The organism is Mycobacterium sp. M26, from assembly GCF_001494595.1.
GTDB lineage: Bacteria > Actinomycetota > Actinomycetes > Mycobacteriales > Mycobacteriaceae > Mycobacterium.
Window position 1 is genome coordinate 3,391,597 of the sequence record NZ_LN929908.1, and the last position, 21,939, is coordinate 3,413,535.

20 protein-coding genes are annotated in these 21,939 nt (G+C 67.8%); 7 read left to right on the plus strand and 13 right to left on the minus strand.

What is annotated here, in order from left to right; all coding sequences use genetic code 11:
* Window positions 1-2 precede the first annotated feature (2 nt).
* Window positions 3-470: a hypothetical protein gene (locus tag BN3385_RS25540; protein ID WP_059021133.1), complete on the minus strand. Its 468-nt coding sequence runs from the start codon at window positions 468-470 to the stop codon at window positions 3-5.
* A 318-nt stretch (window positions 471-788) separates the two neighbouring features.
* On the opposite strand from BN3385_RS25540, the gene BN3385_RS25545 reads away from it, so the two are divergent.
* From BN3385_RS25545 to BN3385_RS25555, 3 genes are read left to right on the plus strand one after another with little or no spacing between them, the layout of a single operon-like run.
* On the plus strand, window positions 789-1,487 hold the full coding sequence (locus BN3385_RS25545) for a PAS and ANTAR domain-containing protein (protein WP_059021135.1): 699 nt from the start codon (window positions 789-791) through the stop codon (window positions 1,485-1,487).
* Window positions 1,488-1,507: 20 nt separating this feature from the next.
* Entirely contained in the window at window positions 1,508-2,416 is a 909-nt protein-coding gene (locus BN3385_RS25550) for a CPBP family intramembrane glutamic endopeptidase (protein ID WP_059021137.1), read from the plus strand.
* A 20-nt stretch (window positions 2,417-2,436) separates the two neighbouring features.
* A complete protein-coding gene (locus BN3385_RS25555) occupies window positions 2,437-3,105 on the plus strand; it encodes a M15 family metallopeptidase (RefSeq protein WP_059021139.1) in 669 nt (222 codons plus the stop codon).
* A gap of 6 nt (window positions 3,106-3,111) precedes the next feature.
* On the opposite strand, the gene BN3385_RS25560 is transcribed toward BN3385_RS25555, so the two are convergent.
* The 6 genes from BN3385_RS25560 to BN3385_RS25585 all read right to left on the minus strand — a co-directional run bounded on the left by BN3385_RS25560 (window position 3,112) and on the right by BN3385_RS25585 (window position 10,173).
* Window positions 3,112-3,966 carry a 1-acyl-sn-glycerol-3-phosphate acyltransferase gene (locus BN3385_RS25560; protein ID WP_082690640.1) on the minus strand — a complete coding sequence of 285 codons (855 nt, stop codon included), beginning with the start codon at window positions 3,964-3,966 and terminating at the stop codon, window positions 3,112-3,114.
* A gap of 8 nt (window positions 3,967-3,974) precedes the next feature.
* Window positions 3,975-6,689, minus strand: a complete 2,715-nt coding sequence (ppdK, locus tag BN3385_RS25565) for a pyruvate, phosphate dikinase (RefSeq protein ID WP_059021141.1) — start codon at window positions 6,687-6,689, stop codon at window positions 3,975-3,977.
* Between the two features lie 82 nt (window positions 6,690-6,771).
* Window positions 6,772-7,791 (minus strand): 4-hydroxy-2-oxovalerate aldolase, encoded by a 1,020-nt coding sequence (dmpG, locus tag BN3385_RS25570; protein ID WP_059021142.1) that lies wholly within the window; start codon window positions 7,789-7,791, stop codon window positions 6,772-6,774.
* The gene (locus BN3385_RS25575; RefSeq protein ID WP_197415272.1) at window positions 7,788-8,744 is read right to left on the minus strand and encodes an acetaldehyde dehydrogenase (acetylating); all 957 of its coding nucleotides are present in this window, start codon (window positions 8,742-8,744) and stop codon (window positions 7,788-7,790) included. Before BN3385_RS25575 ends, dmpG begins: the two co-directional genes overlap by 4 nt.
* A gap of 8 nt (window positions 8,745-8,752) precedes the next feature.
* Window positions 8,753-9,541: a 2-keto-4-pentenoate hydratase gene (locus tag BN3385_RS25580; RefSeq protein WP_059021144.1), complete on the minus strand. Its 789-nt coding sequence runs from the start codon at window positions 9,539-9,541 to the stop codon at window positions 8,753-8,755.
* The gene (locus BN3385_RS25585; protein WP_059021146.1) at window positions 9,538-10,173 is read right to left on the minus strand and encodes a TetR/AcrR family transcriptional regulator; all 636 of its coding nucleotides are present in this window, start codon (window positions 10,171-10,173) and stop codon (window positions 9,538-9,540) included. The genes BN3385_RS25580 and BN3385_RS25585 overlap by 4 nt, the downstream gene beginning before the upstream one ends.
* Window positions 10,174-10,280: 107 nt before the next feature.
* Here BN3385_RS25585 and BN3385_RS25590 point away from each other — a divergent pair, with 107 nt between their 5' ends.
* From BN3385_RS25590 to BN3385_RS25600, 3 genes are read left to right on the plus strand one after another with little or no spacing between them, the layout of a single operon-like run.
* Window positions 10,281-11,870 carry a bifunctional 3-(3-hydroxy-phenyl)propionate/3-hydroxycinnamic acid hydroxylase gene (locus BN3385_RS25590; RefSeq protein ID WP_059021148.1) on the plus strand — a complete coding sequence of 530 codons (1,590 nt, stop codon included), beginning with the start codon at window positions 10,281-10,283 and terminating at the stop codon, window positions 11,868-11,870.
* Window positions 11,867-12,733 (plus strand): alpha/beta fold hydrolase, encoded by an 867-nt coding sequence (locus tag BN3385_RS25595; protein ID WP_059021150.1) that lies wholly within the window; start codon window positions 11,867-11,869, stop codon window positions 12,731-12,733. The genes BN3385_RS25590 and BN3385_RS25595 overlap by 4 nt, the downstream gene beginning before the upstream one ends.
* Complete coding sequence (locus tag BN3385_RS25600) at window positions 12,730-13,731, plus strand: VOC family protein (RefSeq protein ID WP_059021152.1); 1,002 nt, start codon at window positions 12,730-12,732, stop codon at window positions 13,729-13,731. The genes BN3385_RS25595 and BN3385_RS25600 overlap by 4 nt, the downstream gene beginning before the upstream one ends.
* A gap of 89 nt (window positions 13,732-13,820) precedes the next feature.
* On the opposite strand, the gene BN3385_RS25605 is transcribed toward BN3385_RS25600, so the two are convergent.
* From BN3385_RS25605 to BN3385_RS25620, 3 genes are all read right to left on the minus strand, one after another.
* A complete protein-coding gene (locus BN3385_RS25605) occupies window positions 13,821-16,064 on the minus strand; it encodes a family 1 glycosylhydrolase (RefSeq protein WP_197415273.1) in 2,244 nt (747 codons plus the stop codon).
* A 116-nt stretch (window positions 16,065-16,180) separates the two neighbouring features.
* Window positions 16,181-17,029, minus strand: coding sequence for an alpha/beta fold hydrolase (locus BN3385_RS25615; protein WP_059021158.1), 849 nt, complete (start codon window positions 17,027-17,029; stop codon window positions 16,181-16,183).
* The gene (locus BN3385_RS25620) at window positions 17,026-18,552 is read right to left on the minus strand and encodes a flavin-containing monooxygenase (RefSeq protein ID WP_059021161.1); all 1,527 of its coding nucleotides are present in this window, start codon (window positions 18,550-18,552) and stop codon (window positions 17,026-17,028) included. The genes BN3385_RS25615 and BN3385_RS25620 overlap by 4 nt, the downstream gene beginning before the upstream one ends.
* A 94-nt stretch (window positions 18,553-18,646) precedes the next feature.
* On the opposite strand from BN3385_RS25620, the gene BN3385_RS25625 reads away from it, so the two are divergent.
* Window positions 18,647-19,258, plus strand: a complete 612-nt coding sequence (locus BN3385_RS25625) for a TetR/AcrR family transcriptional regulator (RefSeq protein ID WP_059021163.1) — start codon at window positions 18,647-18,649, stop codon at window positions 19,256-19,258.
* Between the two features lie 13 nt (window positions 19,259-19,271).
* On the opposite strand, the gene BN3385_RS25630 is transcribed toward BN3385_RS25625, so the two are convergent.
* From BN3385_RS25630 to BN3385_RS25640, 3 genes are all read right to left on the minus strand, one after another.
* Window positions 19,272-20,150 (minus strand): hypothetical protein, encoded by an 879-nt coding sequence (locus BN3385_RS25630; protein WP_156432882.1) that lies wholly within the window; start codon window positions 20,148-20,150, stop codon window positions 19,272-19,274.
* A gap of 125 nt (window positions 20,151-20,275) precedes the next feature.
* Window positions 20,276-20,968 carry a M15 family metallopeptidase gene (locus BN3385_RS25635; protein WP_059021167.1) on the minus strand — a complete coding sequence of 231 codons (693 nt, stop codon included), beginning with the start codon at window positions 20,966-20,968 and terminating at the stop codon, window positions 20,276-20,278.
* Between the two features lie 24 nt (window positions 20,969-20,992).
* A complete protein-coding gene (locus tag BN3385_RS25640; RefSeq protein WP_059021169.1) occupies window positions 20,993-21,883 on the minus strand; it encodes a mycofactocin-coupled SDR family oxidoreductase in 891 nt (296 codons plus the stop codon).
* Window positions 21,884-21,939 lie beyond the last annotated feature (56 nt).

Genomic DNA, 21,939 nt, shown 5'->3' on the forward strand with positions numbered 1-21,939 from the left:
CGTCAGGAGGCCGGTGCGGCTGTGGGCGCGGGGGTCTCGGCCGCCGGGGCCGAGGACCCGACCGGACCGGACGGGGCCGCGGACTGCCCGGGCCCGGCATTCGCACTCATCGGTCGCTGAGCCAGCAGCAACAGCGCGTCGCCCATGGTGACGTCCTGGGTCTGGATGGCATGCCAGATATCGCGCAGGTAGCCCATGTTGCGGGTCTGCGTCGGGGCGTCGGTGGTGCCCGGCGGCAGGTTGTCGGGGCTCGGCAGATGCGGCACGCCGTCGGTGAGCGGACTGGACGCGGCCACCGCGGGCGGGCTGGCCGGATCGGCGGGCACCACCGGCACCACCGGCGTCGGCGTCGGCGCCGGGGCCGGCGGGTCAGCGGGGTCGGCCATCGCGGTGGGTGCACCCAGAAGGGCCAGCCCGGCCCCGAGTGTGGCAAGGCCCAGGCAGGCGCGGCGCGCCAGAGTGTTCGTCATGGTTCCTCCGCGGTCGTTCCGGACGGCGGAAACCGGTCGATATCGGCCGGTCAGCGCCCCTCTACCGGTGATTCCGATGCTGCGTCCATTTTGTTACACCCGTCACTCTCGTCACCCGCGTTTCACCGAATTCGGGAACACTCGGTGTCGCCGACGCGCCAGCTTGAAACACCCCTGCCCCGGGTGTAAGACTTCGATGCCCGCAGAACCTGGGAATCCGGGGGTTCTGGCGCGCCTGAAGTTCCGAAATTTCTCAGCTGATGCGGCCGTTCCGACTAGAAATGGCGAACAGAATGCTGTTCGGACAGGGGTAAGGCAATGCAGGTTCCGGGTGACGATCCAGTGACCGGGGGCGCCGACGTCGGTCGCGGCGAGCCCGGCGGCCCGCAGCGGGTCGGCTGGTTCCGGTTCTACTTCGATGACGATCGCTGGGAATGGTCACCCGAGGTCCAACTCCTGCACGGCTATGAGCCCGGCACCGTTTCCCCCACCACCGAGTTGGTGCTGTCGCACAAGCACCCCGACGACTACCAGGCCGTCGCGGCCACCCTCGACGAGGTCCGCCGCCAGCATCAGGCGTTCAGCACCCGGCACCGGATCATCGACACCGCGGGCCGCATCCACCACGTCATCGTGGTGGCCGACAAACTGCTCGACGACGACGGCGAGGTCATCGGCACCCACGGCTTCTACGTGGACGTCAGCCCCACCGAAGATCACCAGCAGAAGCGACTGACCCAGGCGATCGCCGAGATCGCCGAGAACCGGGCGGCGATCGAGCAGGCCAAGGGCATGCTGATGGTCGTGTACGGCATCGAGGCCGACGCCGCGTTCGACCTGCTGCGCTGGCGGTCCCAGGAAGCCAACGTCAAGCTCCGCCTGCTCGCCGAACAGGTGGTCGCCGACTTCGTCCGGCTCACCCAGGGCGAGAAGGCTCCGCCTCGCTCGGCCTACGACAACCTGCTGCTGACCGCCGACCGCCGCATCGGCAGTTCGCCCGAGCCGCAACCGTACTGAGCCCCGCCTATGCTCCGGTGATGCCCGAGCGCACCATCACAGCGCGGGTGGCGGGGTCGCTGCGTGCCCGCCCACTCGTCTGGTTCTTCGTCCTGTCCTACGGCGTGACCTGGCTGCTGTGGGCGCCACTGGTGTTCAGCGGGGTGCCGGCGTTCTCCGAGACCACCCACACCCCGTCGTGGTACGCGCTGCCCGCCGTCGCCATCGGGGTCACCGGCACGGCGTTCTTCATGACCGCGGTGACGCAGGGACGCGCCGGGGTTCGTCGGCTGCTGGCGCGCCTGACGAACTGGCGGGTCGCCCCGGTGTGGTTCGCAGTGGCGATCCTGTTCATCCCCGTCGGCCAGGTGCTTGTCACCGCGGCGCTGGTGAGCCCGGAAGCGCTCCGGGCGCTGACGCCGTCGGCGCTGGCGATCTACCCCTCCTCGTACATCGCCCACTTCGTCTTCGGACCGCTGTTCGAGGAGTCGGGCTGGCGCGGCTTCGCCCTGCCGCGCCTGCAACACCGGTACGGTCCAGTACGCGCGACGCTGCTCCTCGGACTGCTCTGGAGCGGCTGGCACTTCTTCCTTTACGCCCCGTCGTGGTTCGCCGGAGGTGCCGTCAATGGTGTTGTGGGCGTTGCCATTTTCGTGGTCTTCACCACCAGCATCAGCTTCCTGTTCACCTGGCTGTTCAACAACACCGGGGCCAGTCTGCTGTTGGCCATCCTGTTGCACGGATCGGTCGACGGCACCGCCACCTATCTGCTGCGGCTGGCCGACAAGGGGGTGATCTCCTCGGACGTCGCCAGCTTCAGCGGCCAGTTCGGCGTGTTGATCCTGTGCCTGGTCACGGCCCTCGTTCTGGTGATCGTGACCCGGCGACAGCTGGGCTATCCGCGGTACCGCGACGGCTCCGAGCGCCTCGACATCGGCGACGCGCACTGACCGACGGGCACAATGCAGGCATGCGCTGCTTCGCCCGCCGGAACGCCGCCGTGATCGCGCTGGTCGTCGCTATCGTCCTGGCGCCGGCGGCAGCCGCCGCTCCGGACGCTGGTGTGCCGCCGGTGAGCCCGCAGGCCGCGGCGGCAGGTTTCGTCGACGTGCGCACCGTGGTGCCTGACGCGATCGTCGATATGCGCTATGCCACGGCGGACAACTTCACCGGTGTGCAGCTCTATCCCGCCGATGCGCGGTGCCTGGTGCATGAGTCGATGGCGCCGGGCCTGGCGACGGCAGCGCAGACGCTGCGGGCGCAGGGCGATCAGCTGGTGTTCTGGGACTGCTATCGCCCGCACGACGTGCAGGTGAGGATGTTCGAGGTGGTGTCGAACCCGGCCTGGGTGGCCAAACCCGGGCCGTATGCGCGCAGCCACGAGGCGGGCCGCTCGGTGGACGTGACACTGGCCGAACAGGGTCGCCTGGTGGACATGGGCACCGGTTTCGACGACTTCTCCCCGCGCGCCACCGCGTATGCGACCGACGGGGTCAGCGCCCAGGCCCAGGCCAACCGGGCGCGGCTACGCGCGGCCATGGCCGCCGGCGGGCTGGCGCCGTACTCGGGTGAATGGTGGCATTTCGACGGCCCCGGCGCCGGCGTGCAGCGGCCGATTCTCGACGTGCCCGTCGACTGACGTCGCTCACCCCAGCAGCGGGTGGCGATGGCTGGTCATCTCCGTGAGCGCATCCTGCATCGCCGCATGGACCCGCTCACCGAAAGCGTCGGCATCCTCGCCCGGCGCGGCGGTGGTGGCCGCCAACACTCGGGTCTGCAGTTTGGTGGGCAGCGGCAGGTAGGGCACCATGCCGACGGCACCGATGTTGAAGCCCCACGGCAGCGAGATGCTGGCCGGCAGCGCCTTGACCCGCAGCAGCTTGTCCAGCCGAAGCGCCCGGGCCAGCCGCTCACCACTGGTGAGCACCAGCAGCGACTCCCCCGCTCCGGCGGTCACGATCGGCACGATGGGGACCTTCTCCTCCATCGCCAGGCGGGCGAATCCTCTGCGACCGCCGAACACGATCTGGTTGCGCTCGCTCCACGACTTGGCCGCATCCAGGTCACCGCCGGGGAAGACCACCACGTGCTGGCCTGCCGCGAACGCGGCGTGGGCGCTCTCCCGGCTGGCGGGCCGGGCACCGAGATGCTCGACGATCGGCCCGACCCCCAGCGTCCAGGCCAGCTGGTGGGTCAGGAAGGTGACTGGCCGGTCCACCGCCAGCTCCTCGAGCACCGCCCCCACCGCCAGCACGTTGAGGTCCACGATCCCACCGAAGCCGTGGTTGGCCACGAACAAGACAGGTTCACGCAGAGCTGTTGTCTCCAGCTCGATCTCGAGCCGGTTGTAACGGCGGACGAAGTCGATCGCCATCCGGCGGACTGTCTGCAGGGCGGAGTCCAGCACGCCGGACTCCTTCTCGACGCCCTCTTCAACCGCGTCGAGGAGGGCGTCGGCGAGCCGGTCCACGTCGGCGTCGTGCTGCGCCCCGTCTGCCATGCCGCGACTCAAGCCGACGATACCGATCGCGCGGTGATCGCCGCGCGACCGGCTTCCAGGCGGGCCACCGGTAGCCGGAACGGTGAGCAGGACACGTAATCCAGGCCGGTGCGGTGGAAGAAGTGGATCGATTCGGGGTCGCCGCCATGCTCACCGCAGACGCCGAGTTTGATGTGCGGCTTGGTCTTCCGGCCCTCGTCGGCGGCGATCTCCACCAGCCGGCCCACGCCGTCGGCGTCGATCGTCTCGAACGGCGAGATGGTGAAGACGCCCTTTTCGAGGTAGGCGGCGAACACCGTCGACTCGACATCGTCACGGGAGAAGCCCCAGGTGGTCTGGGTCAGGTCATTGGTGCCGAAGGAGAAGAAGTCAGCGGCATCGGCGATCCGGTGCGCGGTCAGCGCAGCCCGCGGCAACTCGATCATGGTGCCGATCGGGACGTTGAGCGCCACACCGTTGTCGGCGGCGACGTCGGCGAGGATCCGCTCGGTTTCGTCACGCACCAGATGCAACTCCATCACCGAGCCGACCAGCGGGACCATGATCTCGAACTTCGGGTCCTTGCCGGCCAGGATCTGATGACAGGCCGCCTCGCTCAGCGCCCGAACCTGCAACGCGAACAGACCCGGCGTCAGCAGGCCCAGCCGCACGCCACGCAGGCCCAGCATCGGGTTCGACTCATGCAGCCGCTCCACGGCGGCCTGCAGTTTGCGGTCGGCCTCCACCTCCGGGCCGGTCTCGCCGCGTGCTTCGGCCAGCGCCACCTTGACCGCCAATTCGGTTCGGTCCGGCAGGAATTCGTGCAGCGGCGGATCGAGCAGCCGGATCGTCACCGGCAACCCGTCCATCGCGTCGAGCAGTTCGGTGAAGTCCTCCCGCTGCAACGTCAGCAGGGCGGCCAGCGCGTCGTCGCGCTCCTCGGCGGTGCCGGCCAGGATCACCCGTTCGATGAGCACCCGGCGGTCGCCGAGGAACATGTGCTCGGTGCGGCACAGCCCGATGCCCTGGGCGCCAAGCGATCTCGCGCGCGCGGCGTCGGCGGCCGTATCGGCGTTGGCGCGCACCGCCAGGCGGCGACGGGCATCGGCGTGGGTCAGCAGCCGGTCGACGGCCTTGACCAGGGCGGCGGTTTCGTCGTCGGCCCCGTGCAGGGCTGCTTCGACACCGGCTTCGAGATAGGTCTCGACCGGGGACGGGACCACGGGCATCGCGCCGAGGAAGATCTCGCCGGTCGAGCCGTCGATGCTGATCTGGTCACCCTCGCTGATCACGATCGACCCGATCCGCGCGGTGCGGCTGGCGTTGTCGACGTCGAGTTCCTCCGCGCCGCACACGCAGGTCTTGCCCATGCCGCGCGCCACCACCGCCGCGTGCGAGGTCTTGCCGCCGCGCGCGGTCAGGATGCCGTCAGCGGCGATCATGCCTTCGAGGTCATCGGGATTGGTTTCCCGACGGACCAGCACCACCTGCTCGCCACGGTCGGCCCACGCCTTGGCGGTGGCCGAGTCGAACACCGCCCGGCCCACCGCCGCACCCGGCGAGGCGGCCATCCCCTTGGTCAGCAGGTCACGCGGGGCCGAGCGATCGAACTGCGGGAACATCAACAGCGCGAGCTGGGAGCCGGACACCCGCGACAACGCCTCGTCCATCGTGATCAGGTTCTCGTCGACCAGTGTCGCGGCGATGCGGAAAGCCGCTGCGGCAGTGCGCTTTCCCACTCGGGTCTGCAGCATCCACAACGTGCCGCGTTCGATGGTGAACTCGATATCGCACAGGTCCCGGTAGTGGGTTTCCAGCCGCCGCATCACCTTCAGCAACTGCTTGTGTGACTTGGGATCCAGCTCTTTGAGGTCATCGAGCGACAGGGTGTTGCGGATACCGGCGACCACGTCCTCGCCCTGTGCATTGGCCAGGTAGTCGCCGTAGGCCCCGCTGCGCCCGGTCGCCGGGTCCCGGGTGAACGCCACACCCGTGCCACTGGAGGAACCGAGGTTGCCGAACACCATGGTGCAGATGTTGACCGCGGTACCCAGATGCTGCGGGATGCGCTCGCGGCGGCGGTAGAGCCGGGCCCGGTCGGTGTTCCAGGAGTCGAAGACGGCGTCGATGGCCATATCGAGTTGTTCGCGCGGATGCTGCGGGAAGTCCTGGCCGGAGTGCTGGCGCACCGCGTCCTTGAAGACGGTGACCAGCGCCTGCAGGTCGTCGACGTCGAGGTCGACGTCGCTGGCGACTCCCTTGGCCGACTTGGCCTTATCCAGGGCGTCGGAGAACACCTCGCCGGGGATCTCCAGCACCGTCTTGCCGAACATCTGGATCAGCCGCCGGTAGGAGTCCCAGGCGAAGCGGTCGTCGCCGGACTCCTCGGCCAGGCCCTTGACGCTGGCATCGTTGAGTCCGATGTTGAGCACCGTCTCCATCATGCCGGGCATCGAAAACGCCGCGCCTGAGCGGACACTCACCAGCAACGGATCGTGCCGGTCACCCAGCCGGCGGCCGATGTTGTCCTCCAGCTGGCGCAGCGCCATGGTGACCTGCACGCGAAGCTCTCCGGGTGCGCTGCCGTGCGCCAGGTATTCGCGGCAGGCCTCGGTGGTGATGGTGAACCCGGGCGGCACCGGCAACCCCAGCTTGGTCATCTCGGCCAGGTTCGCGCCTTTTCCGCCGAGCAGGTCCTTCTGATCCTTGTCGCCCTCGGTGAAGTCGTACACGTACTTGGTCATCGGGTTCCCTCCTCGCTGCCGGCGTATCAAACGGTAGGCCGCGAAGTCGCCCGGTTCGGGCGGTTCGGCGAATAGTCCCGGCTCAGCGGACCGATGTGCCGCCGGTCAGGTCGAGGGCGATGTCGATGAGCATGTCTTCCTGGCCGCCCACCATTCCGCGCCGGCCTGCTTCCTCGAGCAGGCTGCGGGCGTCGATGTCATAGCGGGCGGCGGCAGCCTCGGCGTGCCGCAGGAAGCTGGAGTACACCCCGGCGTAGCCCAACGTCAGTGTCTCGCGGTCGACGCGCACCGGCCGATCCTGCAGCGGACGCACCAGATCGTCGGCGGCGTCCTGCAGCGCGTGCAGGTCGCAGCCATGCCGGTAGCCCATCCGGTCGGCGGCCGCGATGAACACCTCCAGCGGGGCGTTGCCCGCTCCGGCTCCCATCCCGGCCAGGGAGGCATCGACGCGGTTGGCGCCGTGTTCGACGGCCGCGATCGAGTTGGCGACGCCCAGTGAGAGGTTGTGGTGGGCGTGAATGCCGATTTCGGTTGTCGGGAGCAGGGTTTGGCGAAGTGCGTCGACGCGTTCCGCGATGTCGCGCATCACCATCGCACCGCCGGAGTCGACGACGTAGACACAAGTGGCGCCGTAGCTCTCCATGAGGGCGGCCTGAGTGGCCAACGCGGTGGGACTCGTCAGGTGGCTCATCATCAGGAATCCGACGGCATCCATCCCGAGTTCTCGCGCCGCGCCGAGGTGTTCGGCGGCGATATCGGCTTCGGTGCAGTGGGTGGCCACCCGCACCACGGTCGCCCCGGCCCGATTCGCTTCTGTGAGGTTGCGTACCGTGCCGATGCCCGGCAGGAGCAGGGTGGCGACCTTGGCGTGCTGTACCGCGCCGGCGACGGCGTCGATCCACTCCAGGTCGGTGTGGGCGCCGAAGCCGTAGGTGCAGGTCGATCCGGCCAGGCCGTCGCCGTGGGCCACCTCGATGGAGTCCACCCCGGCCGCGTCGAGTGCGCTGGCGATGGCCACCATCTGCTCGATGCTGTACTGGTGGCGGACCGCGTGCATTCCGTCGCGCAGCGTGACGTCGCTGATGTAGAGGTGGTGAGTCATGCTGTGGCCCCAGCAGTTCGCGTGGTGTGGATCGCGATGCGTTCGGCGGTGGCCTTGGCCGCCGAGGTCATGATGTCGAGGTTGCCCGCGTAGGCGGGCAGATAGTCGGCGGCACCGGCCACCTCGAGCAGGACGGTGACCCGGCTGCCGGTGAACTTGCCGGTTTCCGGGATGTACAGCGGCTCATCGGCGGTGAACCGCTCGAACTGGACCGCCTGCTTGAGCCGGTAGCCCGGTACATAGGCGGCCACCCTGTCGACCATGGCGTACACCGAACGTTCGATCGCCTCATGGTCGACGTCCCCGTCCACCAGGCAGTGCACCGTGTTGCGCATCAGCACCGGCGGATCGGCCGGGTTGAGCACCATCACCGCGCGGGCGCGCTGCGCACCGCCGACGGCTTCCAAAGCCGCAGAGGTGGTTTCGGTGAATTCGTCGATACTGGCCCGGGTGCCGGGGCCGGCCGACTTCGAGGAGATCGAGGAGACGATCTCGGCGTACGAGACGAACCCGGCCTGACCAACCGCGGCGACGATCGGAACGGTGGCCTGTCCCCCGCAGGTGACCATGTTGAGGTTCGCCGCGTCGAGGTGGTCCTCGAGGTTCACCACCGGCACGCAGTGTGGTCCGACGGCGGCCGGGGTGAGGTCGAGCACCCGAACCCCGGTGTGCTGCAGCTTCGCCCAGTTCGCCCGGTGCCCGGCCGCCGAGGTGGCATCGAAGACCACCTTGATGTCGGCGAACTCGGGCATCGCCAGCAACCCGTCGATACCGTCGGCGGTCACCGGTACACCCATCCGCCGTGCGCGGGCCAGACCGTCGGAATGCGGGTCGATGCCGACCATGGCCGCCATGGTCAGTGGCCCGCCGCCGCGCAGGATCTTGATCATCAGATCGGTACCGATGTTGCCCGAGCCGATGATCGCCACCGGCCAGTTCGGTTGTGCGGTCATGGTGTTCCTCAGGTGAAGGTCAGCGACACGGTGCCCAGGCCGCTGATGGTGGCCGACGCGCGATCACCGGAGTGGACGAACGCCGCGGTGGTGAACGAGCCGGACATGATGAACTGCCCGGGAAGGATGTCGGTGCCGAACGGCGCCAGCGCATTGGCCAGCCAGGCCACCGCCGCAGCGGGGTCGCCGAGCACCGCCGATCCCAGCCCGGAGTCCACCTCGGTTCCGTTGAGCTGCAACGATGCTCGGGCGTCGATGAGGTCGACATCCGAGGTGAACGGCACCCACTCGCCGAGGACCACCGCGCCCGAGCTGGCGTTGTCGGCGACGGTGTCGCGCAGCGTCAGCTTCCAGTCCGCGATCCGGCTGTCGACGATCTCCAAGGCGACGGCCACCGACTCGGTGGCCGCACGCACGTCGGCGGCGGTGACGCCAGGGCCGCGCAGCGGTTCACGCAGCCGGAAGGCTACCTCGGGCTCGACGCGGGGTGCGCAGAAGCGGCTGCGCGCGATGCTCGCGCCGTTGGCGACGACCATGTCGTCGAGGATGTAGCCGAAATCCGGCTCGTCGACACCCAGCAGGGTCTGCATCGGTGCCGAGGTCAACCCGATCTTGTGACCGACGAGGATGCGGCCGCTGCCGAGCCGTCGGGTCAGGTTGACCTGCTGGACGGCGTAGGCATCGGCGAGTTCCATCGCCGGATACCGCTCGGTGAGCGGGCTGATGGGCCGGCAGTCGGTGTCGGCGGCGAACAATGATTCGGCGGCCTCATCGATGGTCGTGTCGCGTAACGTCATCGGGTCTCGTTCTCCTCGATCATCCGCAGCGCGGTGTCGTAGAGAGCACGGCCGTGAACGGCAAAGAGTGCGCCCAGGTCCACACTGTCCCCGCCGATCTCCTTGGCGATGAACAACCCGTCGGCTCCGGCGATCGCGTAGGTGGCCAGCTGGCGCGCCTGCTCTTCGGTGAGCCCCGGGGCAAGGCCATTCAGACTCTGGATGAGGGCGGCGAAGGCCTGATCCCGGACCTGGATGTACATCGCCCGGGCACGGGGCTCGACGGGCCGGCGCTCCAACGCCAGCATGAGACCCAGACGCAGGAAGTCCGGCGAGTCCGCCACCGCCTTGGCCGTGCCGGCGGCGACCTCCATCAGCCGTTCGCGGGCCACCAGATCGTCGGGCAACTGCCAGACCTGCAACCAGTTGCCGAAACTTCGCTCGATGACGGCGGCGATCAGATCGTCCTTGTCCTTGAAATGCCAGTAGATGGAGCTCGCCGGAAGCCCGCACTTGCCACTCACCGCGCCAATGCTGGTGCCCTCGTAGCCACGCTCGGCGGCGATCTCGGTCGCTGCATCCAGGATGCGGTTGCGGGACTGTTCACCGTCCGCGCGGCGCTGACGACGCTTTGGCTGCTCATTGCTGACCAATTCGACACCTACCTCTTGACTCCGTAGTGATCGCTACACTACCGTAGCGATCACTACAGAACAAGTCCCCGGTCAACGCGGACACGGACGACGAATGAGAGATAGTCATGAGCTCACCGGATGACCTCGAGACCGCTGTCTACGACGTCGCGATCGTCGGATACGGACCGGTCGGCGCCACCGCCGCCAATCTGCTCGGCCAGATGGGCCTGCGGGTCGCGGTCATCGAGCGCGACCCCGACATCTACTTCCGCGCTCGTGCGATCTCCACCGACGAGGAGGTGCTGCGGATCTGGCAGCAGGTGGGCCTGGCCGACCGGCTCAACGCCGACATGCAGCCCGGGGCCGGCGCGAACTTCGTCGACCCCGACGGCGTCCCCATCATCAAGCTGCTGCCCGCCGACCGGGGCAACGGCCACCCACCACAGCAGTTCATCTACCAACCCGCGGTGGACAAGGTCCTGCGCGACGGTGTCGACCGCTTCGGGAATGTCTCGATCCTGCTCGAGCACGAATGCCTACGACTCATCCAGCATCCCGAGAACGTCGAGTTGATGCTCGCCGACCTGACCAAGGACGAGTTCGTCCGTATCCGGGCCCGCTTTGTGATCGCCGCCGACGGCGGGTCCAGCGCGATTCGCGGACAACTCGGCATCGGCTTCAGTGGCCGCACCTTCTCCGAGCGCTGGATCGTCATCGACACCAAGGTGATTCGCGAATGGCCCGGGCACGACAAGCTGCGGTTCCACTGCAACCCGGCCCGCCCGGCGGTCGACTGTCCCACCCCGCTGGGACATCACCGCTGGGAGTTCCCGATGCGCGACGAAGAAGACGAGGCGGCTCTGCTGACCGAGGAGGCCATCTGGAAGGTGCTGGGCGGCCAGGGGATCACCCAGGACGACGTGCGGATCATCGGGTTCGCCTGCTACAGCCACCATGTCCGGTTCGCCGACCGGTGGCGGGTCGGACGGGTGTTCCTGGCCGGCGATGCCGCTCACGCGATGCCGCCGTGGATCGGCCAGGGCATGTGCGCCGGGGTGCGCGACGTCGCCAACCTGTGCTGGAAGCTGCAGGCCGTCCTGTCGGGCGCACTTCCCGAATCCATCCTGGACAGCTACCAGGCCGAGCGCCTTCCCCACGTCAAAGAAGTCACCAACCGGGCCGTCAAGGTCGGCAAGGTCATCGTCGATCGCCATCCGCTGCGCGCCACCGTGCGTCGGCATGTCTTCCGCACCGCGAACAAGCTGCCGGGGTTCAGCACCTGGCTGCGCAACCACCGCTGGCTTCCGCCGGCGCACTACAGCGCGGGACTGCTGGCGCGCAACGGCAACCCGGCGGTCGGCTGGCTGATCCCGCAGCCGTGGGTGATCGACGACAGCCGCGATCGGGTGCGGTTCGACAACGTCGTCGGCGGTACCTGGACGGTGCTGCACACCGGACCGGATGTGGCTGCGCCGCAGTGGCGTTCGGCCGGCGTACCCGTCATCCACATCGCTGCGCCGGGCAGTGCTCCCGGCCCTGATCGGATCGTCGACTGTGACGGCGCGCTGACCCACTGGCTGCAGAGCAAGAAGACGTCGGTCGTCGCGCTGCGTCCCGACGGATTCGTCTACGCCGGCGGCACATCCGATCAGCCGCTGCCCCCGCCACCCGCCGGCTTCACCGCCGCGGCCCACCGAGTGAAGGATCACGCATGACCACCGCAGAACTGACCGAACACGCCGTCACCGTCGGCGGCCGGCCGATCTTCGTCGCCGAAAAGGGCTCCGGCCCGGCCATCGTCCTGCTGCACGGCGGCGGCCCCGGCGCGTCCGGGGTGTCCAACTACGGGCGCAACATCGATGTGCTGGCCCAGTCCCACCGGGTCATCGTCCCCGATATGCCCGGGTACGGCCGCTCGCACAAGTTCGTCGATCACAGCGATCCGTTCGGCTACCTTGCTGACACCATCCGTGGTCTGCTTGACGAATTAGGCTTGCAGAAGGCACATCTCGTCGGCAACTCCTACGGCGGGGCGGCCGCACTGCGGCTGGCCCTGGATACTCCGCATCGCGCCGACAAGCTCGTGCTGATGGGACCGGGCGGTATCGGCACCACCCGCGGTCTGCCTACCGATGGGCTGAAAGCCCTACTGGCCTACTACGGCGGTGACGGCCCGAGCCGCGACAAACTGGCTTCGTTCATCCGGACCTATCTGGTGTACGACGGCGCCGCCGTCCCCGACGAGCTGATCGACCTGCGCTACCAGGCCTCACTGGATCCGGTGGTGGTGGCCAACCCGCCGCTGCAACGGCCCTCGGGGCTACGCACGCTGTGGCGGATGGACCTCACCCGCGACCGGCGACTGCGCACGCTGTCCAATCCGACGCTGGTGTTGTGGGGGCGGGACGACAAGGTGAACCGGCCCTCCGGCGGCACGCTGCTGCTGAACCTCATGCCCAACGCCGAACTCGTCATGACCTCGCACACCGGACACTGGATGCAGTGGGAGCGCGCCGACCTGTTCAACCAGCTCGTCACCGAATTCCTCTCCCCCGACTCACGATTGGCGCTGTCATGACCGACGTCTTCGGCAAGGTCCACCTCGGCTACCTCGTCATCGAGACGAACAAGTTCGACGACTGGCGGCGGTTCGGCCGCGACGCGATCGGCATGCATGTCGATGACACGCTGCCCGATGTCCTACGCTTCCGCCTCGACGACAACGAGTGCCGGTTCCTCCTGCAGCGCGGCCCGGCCGAGGACACCACCGCCCTGGGGTGGGAACTCGACGACCACGCCACCTTTGACGCCATCGAGAAGCGGATCCGCGATCGTGGTGTCCCGGCCATCGAGGGCTCCGTCGAGGAGGCGGCGCTGCGTGGCGTCGAGCGGTTCCTGCGTTTCCCCGGCCCCAATGGCCTGGCCCAGGAGATGTACGTGCGCGCCCACGCCTCAGCGCAACCGCTGAGCCTAGCTGCCGCCGGCGGATTCGTCACGGGTGCCGACGGGATGGGCCATGTGGCCATCGCCACCAAGAAGCCGCGCCAGATGCGCGGTTACTACAGCACGGTGTTCGATGCCCGGTTGTCGGACTACATCGATGAGACGATCAATGGACTGAAGTTCAAGATCCGCTTCCTGCGGGTCAACGAACGCCACCACACCGTCGCGATCGCGGCGGTCAACCGGTTGCCCGTCAACCCGATTCGGACCCGGATCCAGCACTGCAACGTCCAGGTCGCCGAGCTCGACGACCTGACGCTGGCCTATCAGCGGGTCAAGGAACTCGGCTTCGACATGGCGTTGTCGATCGGCCAGCACACCAACGACAAGGAGTTGTCGTTCTACGCGATGACGCCGTCGGGCTTCGAGTGGGAGCTCGGCTGGAATCCGATCGTGGTCGACGAATCCACCTGGGAGCCAACGACCCACCAGGGCATCAGCATCTGGGGCCATACCCCGGAAGGCCAGACCATCGTCGATCTGCTCGGCCGGTTCAAAACGGGCGCGCAATCGGTGTTGCACCGGGAGGACGTCGTTCCCGCCCTCGCCGGCGCAGGGATCGCCGACAGCTAAGGCCCTTGCAACACCGATCCTGTAGCTATCGACACATCCACTCGCAACTTTGATCGATACCAACAGCTTCGGCGACGACGGCAGAGGCGCTACACCCGAGGATCGTGCACGTAGGTCCGGAACACGTCGGCCGGGATGGCGTTGCCGGTGAACAGGTCGTGGATCAGGCTGACGCTCGGTCGCGGCGTGCGCTCCAGCGTCACCGGGTCATAGGAGTACAGCCCGTACTTCGGGTCGTAGCCGAGCACCCATTCCAGGTTGTCGGTCAGCGACCATGCGGTGTAGCCCTTGATGTCCATCCCCTCGGAGATCGCCTTGCTGATCACCGCCAGATGCCGCACCGTGTAGGAGGCGCGCTTGGTGTCGGCGGCGTCGGCCAGGCCGTTCTCGGTGACCCACAACGGGACTCCGTAGGAGTTGGCGATATCGAGGACGTCGCGCAATCCGGCGGGGTTGATGATCTGCGCAGTGTCGCTGCACTCGGTGGCCGGGCACCCGCCTGCCACCACATTGAGTAGCGGGGAGAACTCCGGGTAACCCTTGATGATCGGCAGCGCGGCGTCGCTGAACGCGCCGCGGTAGGCGGCCACGATGCCCTGGCTGTAATAGTTCACCCCGAAGTAGTCGGCCTTGCCGGCCAGTTCGGGATGGATCTCGTCCGGGGTGATGACACCGTCGAAGTTGGCGTCGACCTCGCCGCGGATCACCGCGTCGGGGAACCAGCGGTTGTAGAAGTCGCTGAAGTCGGCCGCGGCTTGCTGATCGACCGGATTGGCCGGGTCACCCCCGCGCCAGGAGTACATGTTGAGCGCGAAGCCCACCTCGGCGTCCGAATCCAGTTGGTGGATCAGGTCATAGGACGCGGAGTACGCCTTGGCCTGGTTGAGCAGGCCGAGCGCCACCAGGTCCGGCCGACTCAGCGCCGGCGGGAAGTTGGTGGCCAGCGGGATCGCATAGTAGGAGGTGAGCATCGAGTTCACCGGCTCGTTGAGCACCACCCACGTCTTGACCTCGGGGCCGAATTTGTAGGCGAGGTAGGCGGCGTACTTCTCGAACTCGGTGACCGTCGACGACGACACCCAGCCGGCACCCGACTGCGGGGTCTGGCCCAGGATTTCCTGGATCCGGGCCTGCGCCGGGTTGTTCACCCACAACGGCAGCGTGAAGTGGTTGATGGTGACCATCGGTGCCAGGCCCGCGGCGTTCATCGCCGTCAACACGTCCTGGTAGTGGCTGACCGCGTCCTGATCGGCCAGCGCGTCGAGCTGGGCCAGTACCTCCTGCGTGAACCCGTTGGAGATGTCCACCGAGGCAGTCGAATTCGGGAAGATCCGGCTCCACTCGATACCCATCCGGAAGGTGTCGGCACCAACTCCGTTGCGGGCCAGGTCGATATCGGTCTGGTATTGACTCCACGCGCCCGGGCCGTCCTCGGGCACCGCACCCTTCCAGCCGAGCAGCAGCTTGTTGGCGACGTCATGGGTCCACTGCCACCAGTCGGAGTTGACGTCCAACGACGCGCCGGCGCCCATCTCGGACTGGAAGCCCGCGGTCGAGACACCCCAGTGGAACCCGTCCGGGAAAGCCAGTGCGGTGGTGGCGCCCGTCCCGTCGAAGGTCAGCTTGACGGTGGCCGTGGTCGTCGCCCTCGGCAGATAGTCCGAGAGCAGTGATCCCAGGAGCGGAATGCTGCGGATCAGGTCGGTCGGGACCGCCTGCAGGCCGGCCAGGCCGTGGATGTGGAAACTGGTGTCGTCGCTGACGGCGACGGTGAAGGCGTCGTCACCGCCGTAGGACCCGAAGTCGACCACCGGGGTGTACGTGAAGGCGCCGGTGTTCTGGTCGATGGTGACCCGACCGAGGGTGGGCGCGCTGATCACGCTGTACACCAACCGATCGCCGTCGGCGTCGGCACCGCCGATGGTGCCGGTCACCACCCCGTCGACGGTCTGCGAGGTGATCGTCGGATTGGTAGTCGGGTACTTGTTGAGGAAGGTGCGCTCGAGTTCGCGCCGCGCACCCTCCAATAGGCTCAGGACGGTCGTGCTGCTGGCCGGTGCTATCGGCGCGCCGGTGCGCACCGCCCTCCCGGTCGTCAGTGGCGCAGCCGAGGTGACGGTGCGCTGCGCGCTCACAGATGCAGAAACCTTGGTGCGCTTGGCATTTGGTGACGCTGGTGCCGTCCGGGACGACGATCGCGCCGACTGCCCGTGCGTCGAGCCGGCCGACCGGGCACTGCCCGCATCCGAGGACCCGCTGTCGGCGCTGGCCGGTGCGGCCAGCCCGGTCGCCACCGCCGCCCCGATCCCCAGGGCCACGGCGAGCGCACCCACGCGCCCGATGCTGGCCGCCGCACGCGTCGGCCGCCGATGCGCTGTTCTCATGTCCGAACTCCCGCCCCGTCGCGGTGTCAATTAACGGACATGATGGTTGCGCCCGTCAGGGCACGTCAAGCACCCGCGCGGGACAGGAACGGCAGCAGGCGGTCGGCGAACCGCGTCGGGCATTCGATCTGCGGCATGTGGCCGACCCCCGACAGCAGGTGCACCTCGGCGTGCGGGTAGACCCGTTGCGCCTCGCGGATGTGGTGGGCCGGCAGTACGCGGTCCTTGCTGCCCCACATGATCAGGGTGGGCCGAGGGTTCGCCGCGACCGCCGCAGCCAGGTCGCGCCGCCACTCGGGTTTCACACCGCGCGGCGTCCCCAGCGACAGCGTGGTTTCGCGCAGCACGGCGCCGGCATGGGGCTGCCGGGCGACGGCATAGGCGTGGTCGATGCGTTCCTTGGTGGCCACCGCCTTGTCGGCGTGGATCAGCCGTTCCAGCAGCACCGCGTTCAGCCGGGAGGGCTTGCGGATGGTCAGCTCCCCGAGCACAGGAACGGTCAGCATCCGCAGCAGCGGGGTGACCTCGGTGCCGAATCCGGCGCTGTTGATCAAGGCCATGCTGGCCACCCGGTCCGGCTGGTCAGCCAGCATCTGCTGGGCGATGGCGCCACCGAGGGAGTTGCCGACAATGTGCACCGGCCGGGTTTCGCCGAGCTCGTCGAGGGTGCGCCCGACGCCGCGCGCCAGCACCGCCAGGGTGATGGCCTCGCGGGGCCGGTCGGAGAACCCGAACCCGGGCACGTCGAGCGAGATCACCCGATGGTTGCGAGCCAGACGCTCATGCTGCGGCGCCCAGTCCTCCAGGCTGCGGCCGATGCCGTGGACGAGCAGCACCGGCGAGCGATCCGGGTCGCCGTCGACCCGGACCCGGGTGCGTCGCCCATCGACGTCGATGAAGGCGGGCCTGCTCATGCCGTGGCGAAGTCCGGCTTGGCGGCCACCGGGGTGACGGTGCTGAACCGCAGCGCGGCGTCGGCCACCGGCCCCTTGCGCAGCCGCTCGTGGTCGGACTTGTAGTCCATCGCCACGGTCCACGGGCCCGTGGTGCCCTGCTGCGGGAAGGTGTCGAGTGCGCGCAGGACGTAACCGGCCGAGAAGTCCAGCAGCGGGCGCCGCTCGATGCTCGGGTCGTCGAGCACCGGGACCACGCTGGTGTAGCCGTGCTGATCCATGTAGGCGAGCAGCCGGCACAGGTGCTCGCACACCAGATCCACCTTGAGCGTCCACGAGGAGTTGGTGTAGCCGATCGCGAAGGAGAAGTTCGGCAGACCCGACAGCATGAAGCTCTTGTAGGCCAGGCTCTCGTGCAGGTCCACATCGTTCCCGTCGACGGTCAGCGTCATGCCGCCGAAGGCCAGCAGCTTCAGGCCCGTCGCGGTGACGATGATGTCGGCCTCGATCTCCTTACCGGATTCCAGCAGGATGCCGGTCTTGGTGAAACGGGCGATCCGGTCGGTCACCACCGAGGCCTTGCCCGCGGAGATCGCCTTGAACAGATCCGAATCCGGCACCGCGCACATGCGCTGATCCCACGGGTTGTAGGCCGGGTTGAAGTGGGTATCGACCTCGTAGCCCTCCGGAAGGGCCTTGACGTTGAGGGCGCGGATGATCCGGCGTACCTGCTTGGGGTAGCGCTGGCTGGCGCTGTAGATGAGCCGCTGGCGACCGACGTTGAGCTTGCGGGTGATCCGATAGGCCAGCTTCTCGGGCAGCGCCTTGCGCAGCGAGTTCGCGATCGGATCCTTGCGCGGCAGCGGCATCACGTAGGACGGCGAGCGCTGCAGCATGGTGATGTGGGCGGCGTCGTCGGCCATGGCCGGGATCAGGGTGACGGCGGTGGCACCGGATCCGATGACCACCACCTTCTTGCCGCGGTAGTCGAGGTCCTCGGGCCACTGCTGCGGGTGCACGATCACACCCTGGAACTCGTCCTCACCGGCGAACTCGGGGCGATACCCGCCGGCGTAGTCGTAGTAGCCCGCGGCCGAGAACAGCCAGTCACAGGTGACGACGGCCTGCTCGCCGCCGCGCTCCAGGGTGACCGTCCACTGGGCGGTCTGCGAGTCGAAGTTGGCACCGATCACCTTGTGCTGCAGGTAGATCCGGCGGGCCAGGTCGTCCTCTTCGATGACCTCGTGGAGGTAGTCGAGGATCTCGTGGGCGTCGGCGATGGCGTTCTCCGAGGTCCACGGCTTGAACTCGTAGCCGAAGGTGTGCAGATCGGAGTCCGAGCGGATGCCCGGGTAGCGGAACAGGTCCCATGTCCCGCCGATGGCCTCGCGGCCGTCCACGATCGCGAAGGTCTTGCCCGGCTGCTTGGTCACCAGGTGATGGCCGAGGCCGATCCCGGAGATGCCGGCGCCGACGATCAGCACGTTGACGTGGCCGGTCAGTGGCTGCTTGGGGCGGGCCTGGTTGAACGAGGTGACGGTCATCGGGAACACTCCGCATCGAGGGTAGAAACTGTAACGCGAATAATGTTATAGTTTTCCCGGCAGCTGTCAAGAGGTCGAGAAGAAGAGGATGCACATGACCACAGTGGTTCCGCGGCGGGCGCCGGTGCAGGCCCGCAGCCGGCAGACCGTGGAGCGCATCCTCGATGCGGCGACGACGATCGCCGACGAAGACGGCATCGACGCCGTCACCACCCGCACCATCGCCGACCGCGCCGGGGTGTCCTATCCCTCGCTCTACCGCTTCTTCGCCGACCGCGACGCGATCCTCGACGAGCTGATGGAACGGCACTGCGCCGAGATCGACGCCCTGTGTGTGGCCGCCGAGCAGACCTGGGAGATCACCTCGTTCGCCGAGTTGTTCAACAACGAGATCGACCTGCACGTCGCGTACTACCGGCAGCATCCCAGCTCAGCGAGCCTCTGGATGGGTGGGCGGACCTCCCCCACCGTCACCAAGCACGTCCACCTGCGGATGCAGACGCTGGCCAACCGACTGCACGACATCCTGGTCGACCGGGGGCTGATCCCCGCCACCACCGACCGGCGCAACATGCTGGTGGCCGTCGAGATGGCCGACCGCGTACTGGAGTTGTCCTACCGCGACAACAGCGATTTCGACGAGCACATTCTCGACATCGGCCGCACCGCACTGGTCGCGTTCGGCCACGCGCTCGCCGGCTCCTGAACAAGCGCGGGCATTAGACCGCCGAATCGGCGACGAACGTGCGCATGTGCTTGAGCCCGCCGTGGCGCCATGCTTCGAATGCCCAGATCGCCGCGATGAACGGCAGCGGCCCGAACGCCGCCCACCAGCGAGCCGAACTCGGCAGGAGATCGGCGATGAACTGGGCCCGGGGCTGACCGTCGACCACCGGCGGCAGCCACCCGTTCAGCAGGATCGACAACATCCTGGTGGTCTCAAACGGGCCGACCACCGTCGCCAGCGACCACCCCAGCGAGGCGATGAGCAACGCCCACGGCCAGGCCAGGAGCAGCGACTGGTCATCGACGATGTCCGCCGCACACCGGATCGACTCGGCGATGAAGGCGATCGACAACGCACCGACCAGGCAGGCGACCTGAGCGGCCAGCAGATCGTCGAGAACGGTGGTGCTGGATTCCGCACCGTGCCGATTGGGCAGACCGATGGCCAGCGACAGCAACCCGGCCACGATCGCCAACAGGGCGATCCGTCCGGTGGTGTCCTCCACGCGGCTGAACGACGTGAACAGGGTGTCGATCACCAGCCGCGAGGCTGCCCGCGGGCGAGTGCGGTACAGCACCATGACGATCACCCCGGACAACACGATCGCCGTCAGCCAGGCCACCACCGCGGTGCAGATCGCCGCCAGCGCAAGTGATCCGACGATCGGCACCATCCACGAGTCGGTCCGGTCGCTGCTCTGCACGACGATGAGCGGCACCACTCCGATGGCGAGCACGCCCACGAATCCGACCAGAAGCGGCACGGTGAAACTGGTGACGTCGCCGGCATCGATGTCGGGATCGCGGTTGCGGATCGCCGCGAATTCGGCCGCCAGGACGGCGCGCACCCGTTGGCGTGACGGGCGGACCACCGTCAGCCTCCGCCGACTTGGTTGAGAACCACCATCTCGATCTACCTCAGCGGTATCGCGTCTGCGGACAGATCGCGAAATCGGGCGCCGAAATCACGATCTGTCCCCAGACTCGGCGCCATAGCTCAGGGCTTCTCGAAATGCTGGTAGTCGATCGGGTTGTGCCAGCTTCCGCCCCAGACCCAGCCGCGGTCGGTGAACGCCCGCACCGCCGGGTCGCCGGCGTGCAGGATCCCCGGATCGCGGCGGCTGCGGTCCAGGTACGCCGCGGCGGTTTTCGGTTGCAGGTCACCTGATGTCGTGATGTACGGGTTGAGCAGAGGATTGATGTCGACGGCGCGGCCATAGGCGTGCTGTGACCATGCCCGTCCGGAGGGCAGCGGACGACAGTTGAATGCCGAGGTGTTGTTGTCCTCCATCGACAACTCGTCCTCGGCGTTGGGGTAATGCTCGACGGTCTGCATCCTCGCGATCGGATAGCGCTGCCTGAGCAGATCGCCGAAGATCGCGATCACATCGGCCGCGACGGCCTCGTTGACCACCAGCGCACCACGATGCACCTCGCCGTCGAAACCCACATAGTCGAGTTCGACACGGCGCAACTGCTGCGGCGCGACGGGACAGTCCGGGTGCCAGGTGGCGCCGAGGTCGGCGGCGGTCACCGGACGCACGACGGCCTGCTGCTGCTCCGCGGTGGGGACGGCCGCCGCCGTCGAACCGGGCGTGACGACCGGCGGCGGCGCCGGTGCCTCGGGCTGCGCACACGACGTCAGCACCAGGGCCGCAGCGACTACCAGCGACACCGGACGCAATGACATGGCGGGAGCCTACGCGCAGGCGATCTACTGCCCGGGACCCTTGGGCCACTTGGCCATACAGCCGAGATCGATCGGGATGCTGGTCCCGGTCATGTGCTTGGCGGCGTCCGAAGCGAGGAACAACACGAGTTCGGCAACATCCTCCGGCTCCAGCCACGGCGCAGGTAGCGCATGGTAGGCCGCCGAGGCCACCCGGAAGTCGTCCTTGCCGACCTCGCCGTCGAGATCGGGCCGGAACACCTGATAGATCCCGGGCGCGTTCATCAGATGGGTGTTGCAGTTCGTCGGGTGCACGATGTTGACCCGCACTCCGGTCGGCGCCAGGTGCAGTGCCATCTCCTGGGTGTAGGCGACAAGGGTCTGCTTGGAGAAGCTGTAACCCGCGCCGCCGGGTCCCATGATCATCCGGGGATCGGCCGACGAGGTGGTGTTGGGGATCAGCGCAGCCGTCGAGCCGGTGATGACGATGGACGCGCCGGTTCCCGACGGGATCAGGTGCGGCACGGTGACCGCGACGGTGTTCATCACGCCGATGAGATCGACGTCGACGGCGTCCTGGAAGTCCATCGGCTCGGGGTCCCCCATGGCCAGCGGCAGGATGCCGGCGTTGGCCATGACGGTGGTGAGCCTGCCGAATTCGTCGATCCCCTCGTCGAGCGCTTGGCGCAGCGCGTCCCGATCGCGGACGTCGGCCTTGATCGCCACGCATCGCCGACCCGTCTGTTCGACGAGCGTCTTGGTCGTCACCAGGTCGTCCCACCCCGCCATCGGGTAGGGGTTGGAGGCGATGTCCTCGCAGATGTCCACGGCGATGATGTCGGCGCCCTCCAGCGCCTGCAGAACGGCGTGGGCCCGCCCCTGTCCGCGGCCAGCTCCGGTGATGAACGAGACCTTGCCCGCCATACGTCCTGCCATATGCCCTCCTCGACCCGCTGCCGAAACTAACGATTCTTCCGACACCACGTCAACTA